At 73.1% G+C, this 18,810-nt stretch carries 14 protein-coding genes; 3 read left to right on the forward strand and 11 right to left on the reverse strand.

Annotation, left to right across the window (positions count from 1 at the left end):
• Window positions 1-81 precede the first annotated feature (81 nt).
• Both IE180_RS00180 and IE180_RS36090 read left to right on the forward strand, forming a co-directional pair.
• A complete protein-coding gene (locus IE180_RS00180) occupies window positions 82-1,203 on the forward strand; it encodes a PQQ-dependent sugar dehydrogenase (protein ID WP_190154666.1) in 1,122 nt (373 codons plus the stop codon).
• Between the two features lie 13 nt (window positions 1,204-1,216).
• Window positions 1,217-1,528, forward strand: coding sequence for a DUF6191 domain-containing protein (locus IE180_RS36090; protein WP_229860224.1), 312 nt, complete (start codon window positions 1,217-1,219; stop codon window positions 1,526-1,528).
• On the opposite strand, the gene IE180_RS00185 is transcribed toward IE180_RS36090, so the two are convergent.
• The 5 genes from IE180_RS00185 to IE180_RS00205 all read right to left on the reverse strand — a co-directional run bounded on the left by IE180_RS00185 (window position 1,412) and on the right by IE180_RS00205 (window position 9,862).
• The gene (locus IE180_RS00185) at window positions 1,412-4,468 is read right to left on the reverse strand and encodes a helix-turn-helix transcriptional regulator (RefSeq protein ID WP_190154667.1); all 3,057 of its coding nucleotides are present in this window, start codon (window positions 4,466-4,468) and stop codon (window positions 1,412-1,414) included. The genes IE180_RS36090 and IE180_RS00185 overlap by 117 nt on opposite strands.
• Window positions 4,469-4,475: 7 nt before the next feature.
• Complete coding sequence (locus tag IE180_RS00190; protein WP_190154668.1) at window positions 4,476-4,664, reverse strand: hypothetical protein; 189 nt, start codon at window positions 4,662-4,664, stop codon at window positions 4,476-4,478.
• Window positions 4,665-4,858: 194 nt separating this feature from the next.
• Entirely contained in the window at window positions 4,859-5,416 is a 558-nt protein-coding gene (locus IE180_RS00195) for a GNAT family N-acetyltransferase (RefSeq protein WP_190154669.1), read from the reverse strand.
• A complete protein-coding gene (locus tag IE180_RS00200; protein ID WP_190154670.1) occupies window positions 5,394-7,634 on the reverse strand; it encodes an MMPL family transporter in 2,241 nt (746 codons plus the stop codon). The genes IE180_RS00195 and IE180_RS00200 overlap by 23 nt, the downstream gene beginning before the upstream one ends.
• Before the next feature lie 134 nt (window positions 7,635-7,768).
• The gene (locus IE180_RS00205; protein WP_373302627.1) at window positions 7,769-9,862 is read right to left on the reverse strand and encodes a phosphocholine-specific phospholipase C; all 2,094 of its coding nucleotides are present in this window, start codon (window positions 9,860-9,862) and stop codon (window positions 7,769-7,771) included.
• Between the two features lie 266 nt (window positions 9,863-10,128).
• On the opposite strand from IE180_RS00205, the gene IE180_RS00210 reads away from it, so the two are divergent.
• On the forward strand, window positions 10,129-10,539 hold the full coding sequence (locus IE180_RS00210; protein ID WP_190154672.1) for a hypothetical protein: 411 nt from the start codon (window positions 10,129-10,131) through the stop codon (window positions 10,537-10,539).
• Here the strand turns inward: IE180_RS00210 and gatB are convergent.
• The 6 genes from gatB to ligA all read right to left on the reverse strand — a co-directional run bounded on the left by gatB (window position 10,526) and on the right by ligA (window position 18,801).
• Complete coding sequence (gene gatB / locus IE180_RS00215; protein ID WP_093873970.1) at window positions 10,526-12,037, reverse strand: Asp-tRNA(Asn)/Glu-tRNA(Gln) amidotransferase subunit GatB; 1,512 nt, start codon at window positions 12,035-12,037, stop codon at window positions 10,526-10,528. The two genes, IE180_RS00210 and gatB, sit on opposite strands and share 14 nt — an antisense overlap.
• Window positions 12,038-12,053: 16 nt before the next feature.
• Window positions 12,054-12,287 (reverse strand): hypothetical protein, encoded by a 234-nt coding sequence (locus tag IE180_RS00220; RefSeq protein ID WP_030492500.1) that lies wholly within the window; start codon window positions 12,285-12,287, stop codon window positions 12,054-12,056.
• A gap of 5 nt (window positions 12,288-12,292) precedes the next feature.
• A complete protein-coding gene (gatA, locus tag IE180_RS00225; protein ID WP_190154673.1) occupies window positions 12,293-13,792 on the reverse strand; it encodes an Asp-tRNA(Asn)/Glu-tRNA(Gln) amidotransferase subunit GatA in 1,500 nt (499 codons plus the stop codon).
• Between the two features lie 6 nt (window positions 13,793-13,798).
• Complete coding sequence (gatC, locus tag IE180_RS00230; RefSeq protein WP_190154674.1) at window positions 13,799-14,095, reverse strand: Asp-tRNA(Asn)/Glu-tRNA(Gln) amidotransferase subunit GatC; 297 nt, start codon at window positions 14,093-14,095, stop codon at window positions 13,799-13,801.
• A 95-nt stretch (window positions 14,096-14,190) separates the two neighbouring features.
• Window positions 14,191-16,305: a putative bifunctional diguanylate cyclase/phosphodiesterase gene (locus tag IE180_RS00235; protein ID WP_190154675.1), complete on the reverse strand. Its 2,115-nt coding sequence runs from the start codon at window positions 16,303-16,305 to the stop codon at window positions 14,191-14,193.
• A 315-nt stretch (window positions 16,306-16,620) separates the two neighbouring features.
• The gene (gene ligA, locus IE180_RS00240; RefSeq protein WP_190154676.1) at window positions 16,621-18,801 is read right to left on the reverse strand and encodes an NAD-dependent DNA ligase LigA; all 2,181 of its coding nucleotides are present in this window, start codon (window positions 18,799-18,801) and stop codon (window positions 16,621-16,623) included.
• Between the last annotated feature and the right edge of the window lie 9 nt (window positions 18,802-18,810).

An 18,810-nucleotide genomic window follows, 5' to 3' on the forward strand; every position in this document is an offset into this window, starting at 1 on the left:
GGGCCCTGGGCGCCGTACGGGACGGGCGGGGTATCAAGGAGGGGTGGGACACCGCTCGACTCGTCGAAGGGGGACCGGCCCGTGCGCCGTCCTGTCGTGCAGAAGGCCCTGTGGGGCGCCGCCGTGCTCGTGCTGGTGACCGGCTGTTCCCCGGGGGACGCCGGAGGGGGACCGCGCACGGGCCCGCCGTCCGTGTCCGCGCGCCCGTCCGCCTCCGCCTCCCCGTCCGCCGCCGCCCGGGTGTCCGTGGCGGGCACGCTCGCCGAGGGGCTGAAGTCGCCCTGGGGGCTCGCGGAGCTGCCCGGCGGGGACCTGCTCGTCTCCTCCCGGGACGAACGGACGATCACCCGGGTCGACGGGCGGACCGGCGCGAAGACCCCGCTCGGCGAGGTGCCCGGGGTGGTGCCGGGCGGTGAGGGCGGGCTCCTGGGGCTCGCGGTCCGGGACGGGTGGGTGTACGCGTACCTGACGGCCGCCTCGGACAACCGGATCGTGCGCATGCGGTACGGCGGCGGGGAGGGCGACCGGATCGGCCCGCCGGAGCCGGTGTTCACCGGCATCCCGAAGGGGTTCGTCCACAACGGCGGGCGGATCGCGTTCGGGCCGGACGGGATGCTGTACGCGGGGACGGGCGAGACGGGCCGGACCGGGCTGGCCCAGGACCGGTCCTCGCCGGGCGGGAAGATCCTGCGGATGACCCCGGAGGGCGGGCCCGCGCCGGGCAATCCCTTCCCGGGCTCGGTGGTCTACTCGTACGGCCACCGCAACGTGCAGGGGCTCGCCTGGGATCCGGAGGGCCGGCTGTGGGCGGCCGAGTTCGGACAGAACACCTGGGACGAGCTGAACCTGGTGGAGCCGGGACGGAACTACGGCTGGCCGGTGGTCGAGGGGAAGGCCGGCCGGGCCGGGTTCGTGGACCCGGTGGCCCAGTGGCCGACCTCGGAGGCGTCCCCGAGCGGGATCGCGTACGCGAGGGGCGCGATCTGGATGGCCGGGCTCAGGGGCGAGCGCCTGTGGCGGATCCCGGTCTCCGGGGCGGAACGATCCGGGGAGCCCGAGGCGTTCCTGAAGGGTGAGTACGGGCGCCTGCGGACGGTCCTCGCGGCGGGCGACGGGCGGCTCTGGCTGGTGACCAGTGAGACCGACACCCGGGGGACGCCCGGCCCCGGGGACGACCGGATCCTCCGGCTGGGGGTGAGGTGAGGAGGCGGTGGCCGTGTTCGGCGGACTGGAAGAGATCTTCGCGCCCTCGCGCAGGCACATCGAGGAGGAGCGCCGCAGGGAGGCCCTGACCAGGGAGGACCCGGGGGACGCGGATCCCGCGCGCGGTCCGGTGGACCTGGCCTCGGGCCGGGTGACGATACGCCTCCCCCGCCCGCCGGAGGTCTCCGGCGCGGCGGGGGACGCGGGGTCAGAGGGTGAGGTCGAGGAGGTGCAGGCGGTGGGCCAGGGCGGCGGCCTCGCCCCGGCCGGCGACGCCGAGCTTGGCGAGGATGTTGGAGACGTGGACGCTGGCCGTCTTCGGTGAGATGAACAGCTCCTCGGCGATCTGGCGGTTGGTGCGGCCGGCCGCGACCAGCCGCAGCACGTCCTGCTCCCGGGGCGTCAGGCCGAAGCCGTCCTCCCCGGGATCCGCCGGGGCCGGGGCCCGCTTCTCGGGGGCGAGGGAGAGGCGGGCGCGGGCGGCGAGGAGTTCCACGTCCTCGCGCAGCGGCCGGGCGCCGAGGCGGACGGCGGTGGCGTGGGCCTCGCGGAGCAGGGCCGCCGCCTCCTCGCGCCGGCCGCCCTCGACGAGCAGGGCGTCCGCGAGGCGCCGGCGGACGCGGGCCAGCTCGTAGGGGCGTTCGAGGGGCTCGTGGGCGGCGACGACCTCGGCCCAGCGGGCGGCGGTCTCGCGGCCCTCGGCGCGGGCGAGCTCCTCGGAGACCTGCCGGGAGCAGGCCTGCCAGATCGGGGCCGGGGCGGCGAGTTCGCGGACGCAGCGGCGGACCAGCGCGAGCGCCTCGGCGCGGCCCTCCTCGGCGGCGGGCAGTCCCCGGCTGTCGGCCTCGGCGGTGACGGCGGTGAGGACGAGCGGCCAGCCGTAGCGGTGGGTACCGGGCGGGAAGCCGGCCTCCGCCGTGGCGGCGAGCTGCTCCCGTACGTCCGCGAGGCGTCCCTCGGCGGCGGCGACGGCGATCGCCACCTGCGCCATGGGCAGGGTGTACTGCGGGATCGGGTCGCGGGTGCCGTAGCGCGTGCGGGCCTCGGCGAGGTGCTCGGCGGCCCTGGCCGGTTCGCCGCGGAAGACGGCGAGGTGGGCGAGCTGGAGCAGGGCCGTGCCGCCGGGCTTGCTGCTGCTCGCCCCGGAGCGGAGCAGCAGCTCGGCCTCCTCCTTGCTGCGGTCCCACTCGCCGAGCGAGAGGAGCGACTCGGCGAGGTTGGCGCGGATCCAGCCCGCGCTGTCGACGAGTCCGCGGGAGCGGGCCAGTTCGATGCCCGTGGTGGCGGCCTCCACGGCCTCGCGGGAGCGGCCGAGCGACTCCAGGGCGGAGGAGAGGTTCACATGGGCGCGGGCGGCCTCGTGGAACTGGCCGAGGGCGACGGTCCGTTCGCGGGCCTCGCGCATCGCGGCGAGGCCGCCCTCGGCGTCCCCGGCCGACACCAGGATGGTGCCGAGGGTGATCCGGGCGTTCAGTTCGATCGGTTCGGCCTGGACGAACCGCGCGTACTCGACGGCGCGTTCGGCGGCGGCGAGCGCCTCGGGGCCGGGGTTGCGGAGCATGCCCCAGCCGGCCGCGCCGACCAGGACGGTGGCGTGGACGGCGGACGGCGGGAGGCCCTTGACCAGTTCCTGGGCGCGGGCGATCTCCGGCCAGCCGTCGCCCCGGCCGAGGTTGGACTGGAGGCGGGACATCTCCGTCCAGAACCAGGCGGCGCGCAGGGGGTCGTTCTCGTCGCCGTCGAGGATCCGGAGCGCCGTCCGGCAGATCTTCGCGGCCCGTTCCCGCTCTCCGCTGAGGCGGGCGGCGACGGCGGCCTCGGCGAGCAGGTCGAGGTAGCGCAGCGAGGTGGTCTCGGGGTCGCAGCCGCAGGCGGGGTACGCGTCGGCGTAGTCGATGGGGCGCAGGGACCCGCGCGTCTCGGCGGGCACCTTGTCCCACAGCTCCATGGCCCGTTCCAGGAGGCTGAGCTGCTCGGCGTAGGCGTGGCGCTTGCGGGTCTCGACGGCGGCCTGGAGGACGGCGGGCAGGGCCTTCTCCGGGGCGTGCGCGTGGTACCAGTACGTGGCGAGCCGGGTGGTCCGCTCGTGGGGGCGGACGAGTGCGGGGTCGGCCTCCAGGGCCTCGGCGTAGCGCCGGTTGAGGCGGGAGCGTTCGCCGGGCAGCAGGTCGTCGCTGACGGCCTCGCGGACGAGGGAGTGGCGGAAGCGGTAGCCGTCGCCGTCGGGGACGGCGAGGAGGATGTTGGCGCCGACGGCGGCCCGCAGGGCCTCGATGAGTTCGTCCTCGGGGAGCCGGGCGACGGCGGCGAGCAGTCCGTACTCGACGGTGGAGCCGCCCTCGGCGACGATCCTGGCGACGCGCTGGGCGGCTTCGGGGAGCGTCTCGACCCGCACGAGCAGGAGGTCGCGCAGGGAGTCGCTGAGCTGGCCGGCGGCGCAGCCGGCCTCGTGGGAGACGACGAGTTCCTCGACGAAGAAGGCGTTGCCGTCGGAGCGTTCGAAGACCTCTTCGACGAGTCCGGGGTCGGGTTCGGCGGCGAGGATGCCGGTGAGCTGGCGGTGCACCTCGGTGCGGGTGAAGCGGGAGAGTTCGATGCGGCGGATGGTGCGGAGCCGGTCGAGTTCGGCGAGGAGGGGGCGCAGTGGGTGGCGGCGGTGGATGTCGTCGGCGCGGTAGCTGGCGACGACCACGATCCGGCCGCGGCGCAGGGTGCGCAGGAGGTAGGTGAGCAGGTGCCGGGTGGAGGCGTCGGCCCAGTGCAGGTCCTCCAGGACGAGCACGACCGTGCGGTCGGCGGCGAGGCGTTCCAGGAGGCGCACGGTCAGTTCGAAGAGCCGGGCGGTGGAGTCCTCGTCGGAGGGCTCGTGGCTGCCGGGGTCGCCCAGTTCGGGCAGCAGGCGGGCGAGTTCGCCCTCGTGGCCGTCGGCGGCGGCGGTGAATCCTTCGGGGAAGCGGCGGTGGAGCGCGCGCAGGGCGGCGGCGAAGGGCGCGAAGGGCAGGCCGTCGGCGCCGAGTTCGACGCAGCCGCCGAGGGCGGTGACGGCGCCCTGGTCGCGGGCCGTGTCGAGGAACTCCTCGATGAGCCGGGTCTTGCCGACGCCGGCCTCGCCGCCGATGAGCAGGGCCTGGGGCTCTCCCGCGGTCGCGCGGGAGAGCGCCTCGGTGAGGGCGGTGAGTTCGCCGGCGCGACCGACGAAGACGGGGCTGACTGACCTGGTCTCCACGGCGCCGAGCATCGCACAGACTTCCGTGCCGTCGCTCATACGGGGGTCACGCGGCCCGGACGAAGCGACCGCGACCGCCGTCGGCCGTCCGCCCCTCCGCGGCGCGGCCTCCGAACCGGCGGCCGAAGAGGCGCAGTCCCTTGTGGGCCACCGCGGCCTCGTGGGCGAGGCGGTGGGCGGCGGCCTCGGCGATGAGCTCGGCGTGGTGCATGGTGTGGAGTTCGTACTCGAACATCGTGTGCTCCCTGGGTCTCTCGGTTTCGGTATCGCTCTCTTGCGATGCCTCTACTTTCGTTTCCCAGGGGGTGCCGTCACATCGGGCGAGTGCCGCATGTTCGGGGTACGGGGGTCCTTAGGAGGGTCCCAGGGGTGCCTTAGGCGATGCCCCAGGAGCCTCAGGGAGGGCCCTGCGGACTTCGGAGAAGGGACTCAGGACGCCTTGGCCGCGCGCCATTCGGGGGCGAGGACGGCCCAGACCTCCGTGTCCGTGCGGGCGCCGCGGTACAGGTAGTTCTCCCGCAGCACGCCCTCCTTCGTCATGCCGAGGCGGCGGGCGACGGCGATGCTCGGGAGGTTCTTCGTGGAGGCGAGCCATTCGACGCGGTGGATGCCGCGCTCCTCGATCGCCCAGTCGACGATGACCCGGCAGGCCCGGGTGATCAGGCCCCTTCCCGCGGCGGAGGGCTCCAGCCAGCAGCCCGCCTCGGCGGTGCCGTTCGCGGCGTCGAAGGTCCGGAAGAGGACGCCTCCGACGAGGGTGCCCCCGCTCCAGATGCCGTAGAGGCGTCCGGTGTCGCTCGCGGCCTTCTCGGCGTACGAGGTGAGGTAGGCGCGGGCGGAGTCGAGGTCCGTGACGACGTCGGGGAGGCCGATGTGCTGCCCGATGAACTCGCGGCCCCGGTCCATGTGGGCGAGGAGTTCCCCGGCCTGCCAGGGCTCCAGGGGCCTGAGCTCGGCGCCGTCGTCACCCAGCGATATCGCGAACATCGTCGTTCCTCTCCTCCGCGGCCGGAGCCGTCGCACGCTGTACGGGGATCTTCGCACGTGTGTCGGCGGCCTCGCGGCACTCGGGAGGTTCGATGCTGATCCGGGGCAGCAGCCGGTCGAGCCACTTCGGCAGCCACCAGTTCGCGCCGCCGAGCAGGTGCATGAGGGCGGGGACGAGGAGGGTGCGCAGGACGAAGGCGTCGAGGGCGACGGCCGCCGCGAGTGCGATGCCGAACATCGCGATGACCCGGTCGCCGGAGAGGACGAAGGCCAGGAAGACGGAGATCATGATGACCGCGGCGGAGTTGATCACGCGGCTGGTCTCGGCGAGGCCGACCCGGACCGCCCGGCGGTTGTCGCCGGTTTCCAGCCACTCCTCGTACATCCGGCTGACCAGGAAGACCTGGTAGTCCATGGAGAGTCCGAAGAGGACGGAGACCATGATCACGGGGAGGAAGGGTTCGATCGGTCCGGCGCTGCCGAGGCCGAGCGGTTCGCTCCCCCAGCCCCACTGGAAGACCGTGACGACGATGCCGAAGGCCCCGGCGACGGCGGCGACGTTCATGACGGCGGCCTTGAGCGGGATGCCGATCGACCGGAAGGCGAGCAGGAGCAGCAGACAGCCGAGCGCGATGACGACGCCGACGAAGAGCGGCAGCTTGCCGACGATGATCTCGGCGAAGTCGTCGTACGAGGCGGTGACGCCGCCCACGTGCACGTCGAGGGAGGTGCCCGCCCCGGCGTTCGGGAGGACGTCGTCGCGGAGCCGGTCGACGAGCTCGCTGGTCGCCTTGGACTGCGGCGAGGAGTCGGGCACGACGGTGAGGACGGCGGTGTCGCCCGCGCTGTTGTACGTGACCGGGGAGACGGACGCGACGCCCTTGGTGGCGGTGAGCTCGGCCGGCAGCCGGTCGAGGGCGACCCGGTCGTCGGCGCCGTCGAGGCCGGCGACGAGGGTGAGGGGCCCGTTGACGCCCGGCCCGAAGCCGTCGGCGAGCAGGTCGTACGCCTTGCGCGTGGTGGTGGCGGCCGGGCCGTTGCCCTGGTCGGAGGTGCCGAGGTGGAGCGAGAGGGTCGGCAGCGCCAGGACGCCCATGACGAGGACGGCGACCGCGCCGAGGACCTTGGGGTGCCGCTCGACGAAGGCGGACCAGCGGGCGGCGAAGCCGGTGGGCAGCTCGGGCTGCGGTCCGCGCTCGGCGAGCGTCCGGCGTTCGCGCCGGGACAGCGCCCGCGTGCCGATGAACGAGAGCAGCGCGGGCAGCAGGGTGACGGAGGCGGCGACCGTGAGGAGCACGGTGAGCGAGGCGGCGATGGCGACGCCGTTGAGGAAGCCGAGCCGCAGGATGAGCATGCCGAGCAGGGCGATGCAGACGGTGGCGCCGGCGAAGACGACGGCGCGGCCGGTGGTGGCGACGGCGGTCTCGGCGGCCTCCGCGACGGAGAGGCCGCGTTTCAGGCCTCTGCGGTGGCGGGTGACGATGAAGAGGGCGTAGTCGATGCCGACGCCGAGGCCGACGAGCATCCCGAGCATGGGGGCGAAGTCGGCGACGGTCATCAGATGGCCGAGGAGCACGATCCCGGAGTACGCGATGCCGACGCTGACGAGCGCGGTCGCGATCGGGAGCACGGAGGCGGCGAGCGAGCCGAAGGCGAGGAAGAGGACGACGGCCGCGACGGCGACGCCGACGATCTCGGCGACGTGTCCGCCGGGGGCCTCGGTGAGGGCGACGGCGCTGCCGCCCAGCTCGACCTGGAGGTCGTCGGTGGCGGCGGCCTTGGCGGTGTCGACGAGGGCCTTGGCCTGGGCCTCGGGGATGTCGTCGGCCTGCGCGTCGAAGGTGACGGTGGCGTAGGCGGTGTGCCCGTCCTCGCTGATCTGTCCCGGGTTGTCGTCGTACGGGTCGGTGACGGCGGCGATGCCGGGGAGGTCGGCGACCTCGTCGAGCATGTCGCCGACGCGCTCCTCGACGGCGTCGGCGCGGACGCTGCCGCGTTCGGTGTGCCAGACGATGGTGTCGCTGTCGCCGCCGAGGCCGTGGAAGCCCCGGTCGAGGAGGGCGGTGGCCCGGCCGGACTCGGTACCGGGGACCTCGTAGTCGTTGGAGTACGCGCTGCCCGCGAGGGTCGCGCCGGCGGCGGTCCCGCCGAGGGCGAGGAGCCAGAGGAGAACGACGACGAGACGGTGCCGGAGGCACCACCGTGCGATTGCGGCCAAGGGACGTGCTCCTGACTGGATCTGTACGCGCGCCCCCACTGTCGCAGCCAAACGTGATCGTTTGCCCCTTTCGTGGCGATCCTCACAGGATGCGTCGCGGGGCCGGGGACCGAGGTCCCCGGCCCCGCGGGGGCTCAGCCGGAGACGCTCGGGCGGCCGTTCTCGATGTGGCCCATGAGCCGGCGGCGGAAGCCGCCGGGCGTGGTCACCTCCAGGTCGTACCAGCCGTGCGCGTCGGCGGCCGAGTGCACGACCGTACGGGTCTTCCCGGGCTTCACCGTGACGGTGCGGGTCCAGCCGGCGAGGTCGCGCTCGTCCCCGTACCCGAGCGGCCGGACGGTGAAGGCGAGCGGGGCGGAGCCGGTGTTCCGCACGGTGAGGTGGAGGTCGCGCTCGTGGTGGTCGATCCGGGTCGCGAGCTCGGCACCACCCGCCGCGGGGCCCTCGAACTCGCGCCGGAAGCCGTTGGGGCCGGTGATCGTGAAGCGGTAGTGATCACCCGGGACGGGGACGGTCCACTCCCCCTCCCTCCTGACGTCCCGGTGCTGCGGAACGGCGAACTCGCCCGCGTACGGGTAGAGCGCGAAGTGCGCGCTCGCCCTGCCCCGGTTGCTGAGCGCGACCGTCACGGAGCCGGAGCCGGAAGCGGAACCGGGGCGGGATCCGGGGCCGGTCGTCGCGAAGGCGTCCGGCTGGTACGGCAGCGGGCGGGCGGGCCGGACGCCGGGCTCCTGGACCGGCATCTTCTGCACGGCCGGGGGCTGAGGCCGCCAGCGGCCGGTGAACGGCGGGATCGGGCCCGGCTGTTCGACGGGCGGCTGCCGGCGGGCCCGCTCGAAGTCGAAGGCGGAGGTGAGGTCGCCGGTGACGGCCCGCCGCCAGGGGGTGATGTGGGGCTCCGCGATCCCGGTCAGCTTCTCCAGGAAGCGGATCACGGAGGTGTGGTCGAAGGTCTCGGAGCAGACGTAGCCGCCGACCGACCAGGGGGAGACGACGAGCAGCGGGACGCGGATGCCGAGGCCGGTGGGCAGGCCCTTCCAGCGCTCGTCCGTGTCGTCGGCGGGCGGGACCGGCGGCGGGACGTGGTCGAAGAAACCGTCGTTCTCGTCGTAGTTGATCAGGACGACGGTGTGGCGCCAGACGTCCGGGTGCGCGCCGAGGGCGTCGAGCACCTTGTAGACGAGGGTCGCCGAGGCGACCGGCGAGGAGGCGCCGGGGTGCTCGGAGTCGATCGCGGAGGGGACGAGGTAGGAGACCTCGGGGAGGGTGCCGGCGGCGACGTCGGCGCGGAAGGCGTCGGCGAGGGTGCCGCTCTCGACGCGTCGGAGCCCGCGCTCGAAGAGGGAGCGCTCGGCGGCGGTGAGGGTGGCGACGCCCTCCTCCAGGAGGCCGAGCAGCCTGGCCCGCTCGGCGGGGTCCTCGGTGTCGCGGACGGCGGCGTAGAAGGACTCCATGAAGGTGTGCCCGCCGGTGGCGGCGAGCGCCTTGCGGGCGATCTTCTTGAAGGTGGTGAAGAACTCGATGTTGTTGTCGGTGAAGTTCTCCCACTCGGTGTACGTCTTCCAGCTCCGTCCGGCGGCTTCGAGCCGCTCGGCGTAGGTGGGCCAGCCGTAGCCGGGGTGGGTGTCCTCGGCATAGGCGGCGTTGGTGACGGCCCGGCTGCCGTCGGCCTCGAAGCCGGTCCAGCCGGACCAGAGGTGGTTGCGGTTGGGGCTCGTCGAGCTGTGGATGGACGAGTGGTACGCGTCGCAGATGGTGAAGGTGTCGGCGAGCTCGTAGTGGAGCGGGATGTCCTGCCGGTCGTAGTACGCCATGGTGGCGGCGGTCTTGGCCGAGACCCAGCCGTCCATCCAGCCGCCGCGCCAGGCCTTGCCGCCGCCGCTCCAGGAGTGGTCGAGGTCGCCGATGTACTGCAGGTCCTTCTGCTGGGTCTCGGCGGCGCCGCGGATCGGGAAGGGCAGCACGGTCCGGCCGAGTGCGGCCGGCTGCTCGAAGACCGGCTTGCCCGAGGGCAGTTCGATGGCATTGCGGTCACCGAATCCGCGAACGCCGCGGAGGGTGCCGAAGTAGTGGTCGAAGGAACGGTTCTCCTGCATCAGGATCACCACGTGCCGGATCGCCGCCATCCCCCCGGCCGGAGGCTCCGCGGCCATCGCCGCCTGCAGCGACGGCGGCAGCAGCGAGCCTGCCGCGGCGACGCCGAAGGCCCCTCCGCCGAGAGCGAGCATCCTTCTGCGGGAAATCTCCGGGGACAAGACCGACCTCCAGTCGACGGCCAATGGTTCGCCTTCGAGCCATTGGGTGGTTCGCCGGGGACGGTAGTGAGACGGGATGGCCACGAGAAGGCCCGACGGGGGCGCGGGGGTGAACGTCCACGAGATCGAGACGGAAGTCCAAGCGATTTCCGGCCACGCCCGCCACCGCGCCCCTCGTCCAGGAGCCGGCCGGACCCGCCGGACGGCTCGCGGACGGCCGGGGCGCCGTCGCCGCTGTCGTGGACCTCGACGCGGAGGGGGCCGGGACGCTCCAGGAAGAGGTGGAGGCGGTGCCCGCGACCCGGCGGGCCGTGGAGCCGTACCGCGCGGCGCACGCCGGGAACCCCGCCGCGTACGCCTCCGACCTGGCCCGGGTCCTCAACGACCTCGGCCGTTTCCTCGCGCTCGACGGGCGCTGGGAGAAGGCCCTCGTGCCGGTCGTCGAGGCGATCGCCCTGGCGGAACGGTCCGCCGCCGCGAACCCGCCCGCGTACGGGGCGTTCCTCGGGCTCCTGCGGCGGACCCGGGACGGCTGCCCGCGGGCGCCGGGCCGCCGACCGTACGGCGAAGGGGGCGGCCCCGCACCGGAAGTCCGGTGCGGGGCCGCCCCCTTCGAGCCGTACGAGAAGAACGGGATCAGCCCTCGCTGACGCCCAGCTTCTCCAGGATCAGGTCCTTGACCTTCGCCGCGTCGGCCTGGCCGCGGGTGGCCTTCATGACCGCGCCGACCAGGGCGCCGACCGCGGCGACCTTGCCGCCGCGGATCTTGTCGGCGATGGCCGCGTTGCCCGCGATGGCCTCGTCGACGGCCGTGCCGAGCGCGCCGTCGTCGGAGACGACCTTCAGACCCCGCTTCTCGACGACCTCGTCCGGGGTGCCCTCGCCGGCGAGGACGCCCTCGATGACCTGACGGGCCAGCTTGTCGTTGAGGTCGCCGGCCGCGACCAGGGCGGAGACCCGGGCCACGTCGGACGGGGTGATGGGCAGCTCCTCCAGGGAGACGCCCTTCTCGTTGGCGTTGCGCGCGAGCTCGCCCATCCACCACTTGCGGGCCGAGGCCGCGTCCGCGCCCGCCTCGGTCGTGGCGACGATCGCGTCGACCGCACCGGCGTTGAGGATGGCCTGCATCTCCACCTCGGAGACGCCCCACTCCTCGCGGAGCCGGTTGCGGCGCACGCGCGGCAGCTCGGGCAGGCCCTTCCGCAGCTCCTCGACCCACTCGCGGGCCGGGGCGACGGGGACGAGGTCGGGCTCCGGGAAGTACCGGTAGTCCTCGGCGTTGTCCTTGATGCGGCCGGAGGTGGTGGTGCCGTCGTCCTCGTGGAAGTGACGGGTCTCCTGCACGATCGTCCCGCCGGAGGACAGGACGGCCGCGTGGCGCTGGATCTCGAAGCGCGCCGCGCGCTCCACCGAACGGAGCGAGTTGACGTTCTTCGTCTCCGAGCGGGTGCCGAAGGCCTTGGTGCCGTTGCGGCGCAGCGACAGGTTGACGTCGCAGCGCATCTGGCCCTTGTCCATGCGCGCCTCGGAGACGCCCAGGGCGCGGATCAGCTCGCGCAGCTCGGCGACGTACGCCTTGGCGACCTCGGGGGCCCGCTCGCCCGCGCCCTCGATCGGCTTGGTGACGATCTCGATGAGCGGGATGCCGGCCCGGTTGTAGTCGAGCAGCGAGTGGGAGGCGCCGTGGATGCGGCCGGTCGCGCCACCGATGTGGGTGGACTTGCCGGTGTCCTCCTCCATGTGGGCGCGCTCGATCTCCACGCGGAAGACCTCGCCGTCCTCCAGCTGGACGTCCAGGTAGCCGTTGAAGGCGATCGGCTCGTCGTACTGGGAGGTCTGGAAGTTCTTCGGCATGTCCGGATAGAAGTAGTTCTTCCGGGCGAAGCGGCACCACTCGGCGATCTCGCAGTTCAGCGCGAGACCGATCTTGATCGCGGACTCGACGCCGATCGCGTTGACCACCGGCAGGGAGCCGGGCAGGCCGAGGCAGGTCGGGCAGGTCTGCGAGTTGGGCTCCGCGCCCAGCTCGGTCGAGCAGCCGCAGAACATCTTCGTCTTGGTGCCGAGCTCGACATGGACCTCCAGGCCCATGACGGGGTCGTACTCGGCGAGCGCCGCTTCGTACGACAGCAGTTCAGTGACGGTCACGGTGAGACTTTCCCTCTCAGCCCAGCAGGACGTCGTCGTCGCCCAGGCGCTTCAGCTCCCGGTAGAGGATCGCCAGGCCGGTAACGATGGCGGCGGCGGACACGGCGGAGTCGATCAGCCGCAGCATGTCGTGGTCGTTGCGGGCCAGCTTGGCCTGCTTCGCGACGCTGACCGCGCCGAACGCGGTCGTCGCCAGCGAGACGTAGATGCCGGTCTTGGACTTCTTGAAGTTCTTGGCCTTCTTTGCCATGGCACTCACAGCGACGGAGCCTCCTCGAGCAGCGGGTGTCCCCACTTTTCCACGAAGGCGGCCTCGACGGCGGCGCCGACCCTGTAGAGCCGGTCGTCCTTCATGGCGGGGGCGATGATCTGCAGGCCGACCGGCAGACCGTCCTCGGGCGCGAGGCCGCAGGGCAGCGACATGGCGGCGTTGCCGGCCAGGTTGGTCGGGATGGTGCACAGGTCCGCGAGGTACATCGCCATCGGGTCGTCGGCGCGCTCGCCGATCGGGAAGGCGGTGGTGGGGGTCGTCGGGGAGACGATGACGTCCACCTCCTCGAAGGCCTTCTCGAACTCGCGGGTGATGAGGGTGCGGACCTTCTGCGCCGAGCCGTAGTACGCGTCGTAGTAGCCGGAGCTCAGGGCGTAGGTGCCGAGGATGATGCGGCGCTTGACCTCGTCGCCGAAGCCGGCCTCGCGGGTGAGGGCGGTGACGTCCTCGGCCGAACGGGTGCCGTCGTCGCCGACCCGCAGGCCGTACCGCATCGCGTCGAAGCGCGCCAGGTTCGAGGAGCACTCGGACGGCGCGATCAGGTAGTACGCCGACAGGGCGAGGTCGAAGGTCGGGCAGTCCAGCTCGACGACCTCGGCGCCGAGCGACGTGAGCAGCTCGACGGACTCGTCGAAGCGCTGCACGACGCCGGCCTGGTAGCCCTCGCCGCGGAACTGCTTGACGACGCCGACGCGCATGCCGGCCACCGAACCGTTGCGCGCGGCCTCGACGACCGGCGGGACCGGGGCGTCGATGGAGGTCGAGTCGAGCGGGTCGTGCCCGGCGATCGCCTCGTGCAGGAGGGCCGCGTCCAGGACCGTGCGGGCACAGGGGCCGCCCTGGTCCAGGGAGGACGAGAAGGCCACCATGCCGTAGCGGGAGACGCCGCCGTAGGTCGGCTTGACGCCGACGGTGCCGGTGACGGCGGCGGGCTGGCGGATGGAGCCGCCGGTGTCCGTGCCGATGGCGAGCGGGGCCTCGTACGCGGCGAGGGCGGCCGAGGAGCCGCCGCCGGAGCCGCCGGGGATCCGGGTCAGGTCCCAGGGGTTGCCGGTCGGACCGTAGGCGCTGTTCTCCGTGGAGGAGCCCATCGCGAACTCGTCCATGTTGGTCTTGCCGAGGATGACGACGTCGGCGGCCTTGAGGTTCTTGACCAGGGTCGCGTCGTACGGCGGGATCCAGCCCTCCAGGATCTTCGAGCCCACGGTGGTCGGCATGCCGACGGTGGTGAAGATGTCCTTGAGCGCGAGCGGCACACCGGCGAGCGGGCCGAGCTTCTCGCCCCGGGCGCGCTTCTCGTCGACGGCGCGGGCCTGGGCGAGGGCGCCCTCGCGGTCGACGTGCAGGAAGGCGTGGACCTTCTCGTCGACGGCCTCGATGCGGGCGAGGTGGGCCTCGGTGACCTCGACGGCGGTCAGCTCGCCGGCGGCGATCTTCCCGGCGATCTCGGCCGCGGTGAGCTTGATGATGGTGTTGTCCGTCATGACTTCTTAGTCCTCCCCCAGGATCTGCGGCACCTTGAAACGCCGCTGCTCCTGGGCCGGGGCGCCGGAGAGCGCCTGCTCGGGGGTGAGCGACGGACGGACCTCGTCCGCGCGCATGACATTGGTCAGCGGCAGCGGGTGGGAGGTCGGCGGTACGTCTTGGTCGGCGACCTCGGAGACGCGGGCGACAGCGCCGATGATGTCGTCGAGCTGACCGGCGAAGTGATCGAGTTCTTCGCCCTTCAGCTCCAGACGCGCCAGCCGTGCGAGGTGGGCGACCTCCTCGCGCGTGATGCCAGGCATGCGGATCCTCACGGGGTGAGTTTGATGGTGTTGGCCCAATCCTATGGGGCCGGTGCCGCTGCCCGTGAAACGGTTTGCCCCCGAGGGGCCGGGGCTCACTGCACGACCTGGCCCGACGGCTGGTCCAGGTCGACCTGGGCGGCGATGTCGGCGGGGCGGCGCCAGCCGTGCTCCCCGCGGGCCAGGAGCCAGGCGGTGGCCTCCTCGGGCGGCATCGCGGCGGCGACCAGCCAGCCCTGGACGGCGTCGCAGCCCAGGTCGCGCAGGCGCTCCCAGGTCTCGTCGTCCTCGACGCCCTCGGCGACGACGAGGAGGCCGAGCGAGTGGGCGAGGTCGACGGTGCAGCGGACGATCTCGGCGTCCTCGGTGTCGACGGCGAGCCGGGCCACGAAGGAGCGGTCGATCTTCAGTTCGCTGACGGGCAGGCGGCGGAGGTGGACGAGGGAGGAGTAGCCGGTGCCGAAGTCGTCCAGGGACATCTTGACGCCGTGGCCGGTGAGGCCGTTCAGCGTGTCGGCGGCCCGCTGGGGGTCCTCCAGGAGCACGTGTTCCGTTATCTCCAGCTGGAGGGCGCCGGCCGGGACGCCGTGGCGGGCGAGGCGGGCGGCGACGGCTCCGGCGAAGCCGGGGGTGTGGACGTCGCGCGGCGAGACGTTGACGGCGACCGGGACGTTGAGGCCCTGGGCGCGCCAGCGGGCGACCTGGGCGAGCGCGGTCTCCAGGACGTACTCGGTGAGGTGCGGCATCAGGCCGGAGGACTCGGCGATGGCGATGAACTCGTCCGGCGGGACCTTTCCGCGCTCGGGGTGGACCCAGCGGACGAGCGCCTCCAGGCCGGCGACCTGGCCGTCGAAGCGGACCTTGGGCTGGTAGTGGAGTTCGACCTCGCCGGCGTCGAGGGCGCGGCGGAGGTCGCCGAGGAGGCCGAGCCGGTCGGGGGTGTTGGAGTCGCGCTTGGACTCGTAGACCTCGACGCCGGTGCGGTCGCGCTTGGCCTGGTACATGGCGACGTCGGCGCGGCGCAGCAGGCCCTCGGCGTCGAGGGCGTGGTCGGGGAAGACGGCGACGCCGGCGCTGGCCTCCAGGACGAGGGTGAGTCCGTCGAGGTCGAGCGGGGAGGAGAGTTCCGCGACGAGGTGGCGGGCGACGCGCTGGGCGCTGGTGGTGGAGTCGGCGGTGGGCAGCAGGACGGCGAACTCGTCGCCGCCGAGCCGGGCGGCCTCGGCGCCGCGGGGCAGGGCGAGGCGGAGCCGTTCGGCGATCTGGAGGAGCAGCCGGTCGCCGGCGAGGTGCCCGAGCGTGTCGTTGACGGATCTGAAGCGGTCGAGGTCGATCAGGACGAGGGCGGCGCGGACCCCTTCGCCCTCGGCCTCCTCCAGGGCGGTCCAGGCCCGCTCCAGGAGCCACTGGCGGTTGGGCAGGCCGGTGAGCGGGTCGCGGAGCTGCTCCTCGGCGCGGGCGCGGGCGATCCAGAGGGTGGAGTCGAGGGCGATGAGGGGGACGGCGAAGAGCGGCAGGACGACCGGCCGGGTGGCGGCGACGACGCAGATGAGGGGGGCGATGCCGAGCAGGGCGACGGCGACGAGGCCCTGCCGGAGGAGGGCGGAGCGGGCGATGGTGGGCAGCCCGCGGCCCTGGGGGGCGAGCGTGTACCACAGGAGGAGGCGGGTCACCACGAGGTAGGCGCCGGCGGCGAGGACGGCTTCCGGGAGGTCCGCGATCGTCCAGTCGAGGGGCTGCCAGGGCCGCTCGACGGTCGGTACGTCCCCGAAGAGGGCGAGGACGAGGGCGGCGGCGCCGACGCCGAGGACGTCGGCGGCGCCGTGCAGGAGGCCCTGGCGCCAGCGGTGCCGGCGGGCGGCGCCGACCAGGGTGACGACGGTCAGCGAGACGAGTCCGGCGGGCACCCAGCCGTAGAGCAGGAGGACGGCGAGGGTGAGGGCGGCGCCGGAGCCGGTGCCGCCCCACCAGCGGTCCCGGCCGAGGGCGACCAGATGGCCGACGATGAGGCCGGTGAGGACGGCGAGGGACCAGCCGGCGACTCCGCCGGGGAAGAGCCCGTGGCCGCCGCTCAGGGCTCGCTGGAGCCCGGCGACGAGCACGACTGCGGCGATGCCCACCACGGCTGCGGGCAGCCGGGAGGGGAAGCCCGGCGGGACCACACGGCCGTACGGCCGTGGGACCGGGGCGGCGCTCTCGGTCGGTTCCATTCCCGTCCCTCTCACAGGCGGCGGTGCCGTCGGTGTGCGATGGGCCGCGGTGACGCGGCCGTCCGTCGTCCGGCCCCGTACGTCCGGCGCGCGGCCGCTGTCGGGCGGCCGCACCTGGTACCACGGGGCCGATGTCCTGACGCCATGCCCGGCAGAGCCCTCACGCGGGCGTGCAGGACTGGACGCACGGTCACCACACTAGGCCGCCGAGGGCGTCGACGGGCAGCGCTCTCCCTCTCTTGCCCGAATGCGACCAGGCCACCCGTAACGATCTGGTATGCGCCGAACGGGTGAGCCTCCGCGGCTTCCGGGGGGCTACTCGGCGACGGGCACCGCGGCCTCCCGAGCCGCCTCGGGTCCCTGTTCGAGCAGGACGGAGAAGCCTTCCTCGTCCAGAACCGGAACCTTCAGCTGCATCGCCTTGTCGTACTTCGAACCAGGGTTTTCACCGACGACCACGAAGCCGGTCTTCTTCGAAACGGAACCGGTCACCTTCGCTCCGAGCCGCTGGAGCGACTCTTTTGCGCCATCCCTGGTGAACTTCTCCAGGGTGCCGGTCACCACGACCGTCAGCCCCTCCAGCGGACGCGGCCCCTCGTCCTCCCCGGCCCCCTCGTCCTCCAGGGCGACCCCGGCGGCACGCCACCTGCGCACGATCTCGCGGTGCCACTCCTCCGAGAACCACTGCTTCACGGCGGCCGCGATGATCCCGCCGACCCCGTCGACGGCCGCCAGCTCCTCCTCGCTCGCCTGCTCGATCCGCTCCAGGGAACGGAACTCGCGGGCCAGCGCCTCGGCCGCGACCGGCCCCACGTGCCGGATGGAGAGCCCGTTGATGAAGCGGGCGAGCGGCCGCGTCTTCGCCGCCGCGATGTTCTCCAGCATCGCGAGCGCGTTCTTCTTCGGCTCGCCCTTCTGGTTGGCGAAGACCGTGACGATCTTCTCCTCTCCGGTCTTCGGGTCCCGCTTCGGCAGCCCGCTGCTCGGGTCGAGGACGTACGCCTTGATCGGCAGCAGCTGCTCGATGGTCAGGTCGAAGAGGCCGCCCTCGTCCACCAGCGGCGGCTCGACCGGCTCCAGGGGGCGGGTCAGCGCCGCCGCGGCCACCATGCCGAAGCTCTCGATGTCCAGGCACTGCCGCCCGGCCAGGAAGAAGAGCCGCTCGCGCAGCTGGGCCGGGCACGTCCGGCCGTTCGGGCAGCGGAGGTCGATGTCGCCCTCCTTCATCGGCTTCAGCGGCGTCCCGCACTCCGGGCACTCGGCGGGCATCACGAACTCCCGCTCGGTGCCGTCCCGCAGGTCGGCGACCGGACCGAGGATCTCCGGGATCACGTCGCCGGCCTTGCGCAGCACCACGGTGTCGCCGATGAGGACGCCCTTGGCCTTCACCACCTCCTGGTTGTGGAGGGTGGCGAACTCGACCTCGGAGCCGGCCACGGTCACCGGCTCGACCTGGGCGTACGGGGTGACGCGGCCGGTGCGGCCGACGCCGACCTTGATGTCGACCAGCTTGGTGTTGACCTCCTCCGGCGCGTACTTCCAGGCGATCGCCCAGCGCGGGGCGCGCGCGGTGGAGCCCAGCCGGCCCTGGAGCGGGATCTCGTCGAGCTTGACGACGACCCCGTCGATCTCGTGCTCGACGGAGTGGCGGTTCTCCCCGAAGTGCGCGATGAACTCCCGCACCTCGGCGAGCGAGTCGACCACCTTGTTGTGCCGGGCCGTGGGCAGGCCCCACTCGCGGAGCAGTTCGTACGCCTCCGAGAGCCGCGAGATCTCGAAGCCCTCGCGGGCGCCGATGCCGTGCACCACCATGTGGAGCGGGCGGGAGGCGGTGACCTTCGGGTCCTTCTGCCGGAGCGAACCGGCGGCCGCGTTGCGCGGGTTGGCGAAGGGCTTGTCGCCGGCCTCCACCAGACGGGCGTTGAGCCCCTGGAAGGCCTCCATCGGGAAGTAGACCTCGCCGCGGATCTCCACGAGCTCCGGGATCCGGTCGCCGCGCAGCCGCTCCGGGATGTCGGTGATCGTCCGGACGTTGGGCGTGATGTCCTCGCCGGTGCGGCCGTCGCCGCGGGTGGCGGCGCGGGTCAGCCGCCCGTGCTCGTAGGTGAGGTTGACCGCGAGGCCGTCGACCTTCAGCTCGCACAGGTAGTGGAAGTCGGGGGTGCCGACGTCCCGCGCGACCCGCTCCGCCCAGGTGGCCAGCTCCTCGTCGTCGAAGGCGTTGTCCAGGGAGAGCATGCGCTCCCGGTGCTCGACGGCGGTGAACTCGGTCGCGTACTGCCCGGCGACCTTCTGGGTCGGCGAGTCCGGCGTCCGCAGCTCCGGATACTCCTCCTCCAGCGCCTCCAGCGCGCGCAGCAACGTGTCGAACTCGCCGTCGCTGATGACCGGCTGGTCCTTCACGTAGTACCGGAAGCGGTGTTCCTCGACCCGCTCGGCAAGGTCGGCGTGCTTCTCCCGTGCCTCGGCGGGCAGGGCCCCCTGTTCGACTGCCACCGTTTCGTC

This window comes from Streptomyces litmocidini (assembly GCF_014649755.1).
Classification (GTDB): domain Bacteria; phylum Actinomycetota; class Actinomycetes; order Streptomycetales; family Streptomycetaceae; genus Streptomyces; species Streptomyces litmocidini.

Coding starts and splice junctions, on each gene's coding strand:
- IE180_RS00185 (WP_190154667.1), bottom strand. CDS start 4,468: ATGAGCGACGGCACGGAAGTCTGTGCGATGCTCGGCGCCGTGGAGACC.
- IE180_RS00190 (WP_190154668.1), bottom strand. CDS start 4,664: ATGTTCGAGTACGAACTCCACACCATGCACCACGCCGAGCTCATCGCC.
- IE180_RS00195 (WP_190154669.1), bottom strand. CDS start 5,416: ATGTTCGCGATATCGCTGGGTGACGACGGCGCCGAGCTCAGGCCCCTG.
- IE180_RS00205 (WP_373302627.1), bottom strand. CDS start 9,862: ATGCTCGCTCTCGGCGGAGGGGCCTTCGGCGTCGCCGCGGCAGGCTCG.
- IE180_RS00220 (WP_030492500.1), bottom strand. CDS start 12,287: ATGGCAAAGAAGGCCAAGAACTTCAAGAAGTCCAAGACCGGCATCTAC.
- gatA (WP_190154673.1), bottom strand. CDS start 13,792: ATGACGGACAACACCATCATCAAGCTCACCGCGGCCGAGATCGCCGGG.
- gatC (WP_190154674.1), bottom strand. CDS start 14,095: ATGCCTGGCATCACGCGCGAGGAGGTCGCCCACCTCGCACGGCTGGCG.
- IE180_RS00235 (WP_190154675.1), bottom strand. CDS start 16,305: ATGGAACCGACCGAGAGCGCCGCCCCGGTCCCACGGCCGTACGGCCGT.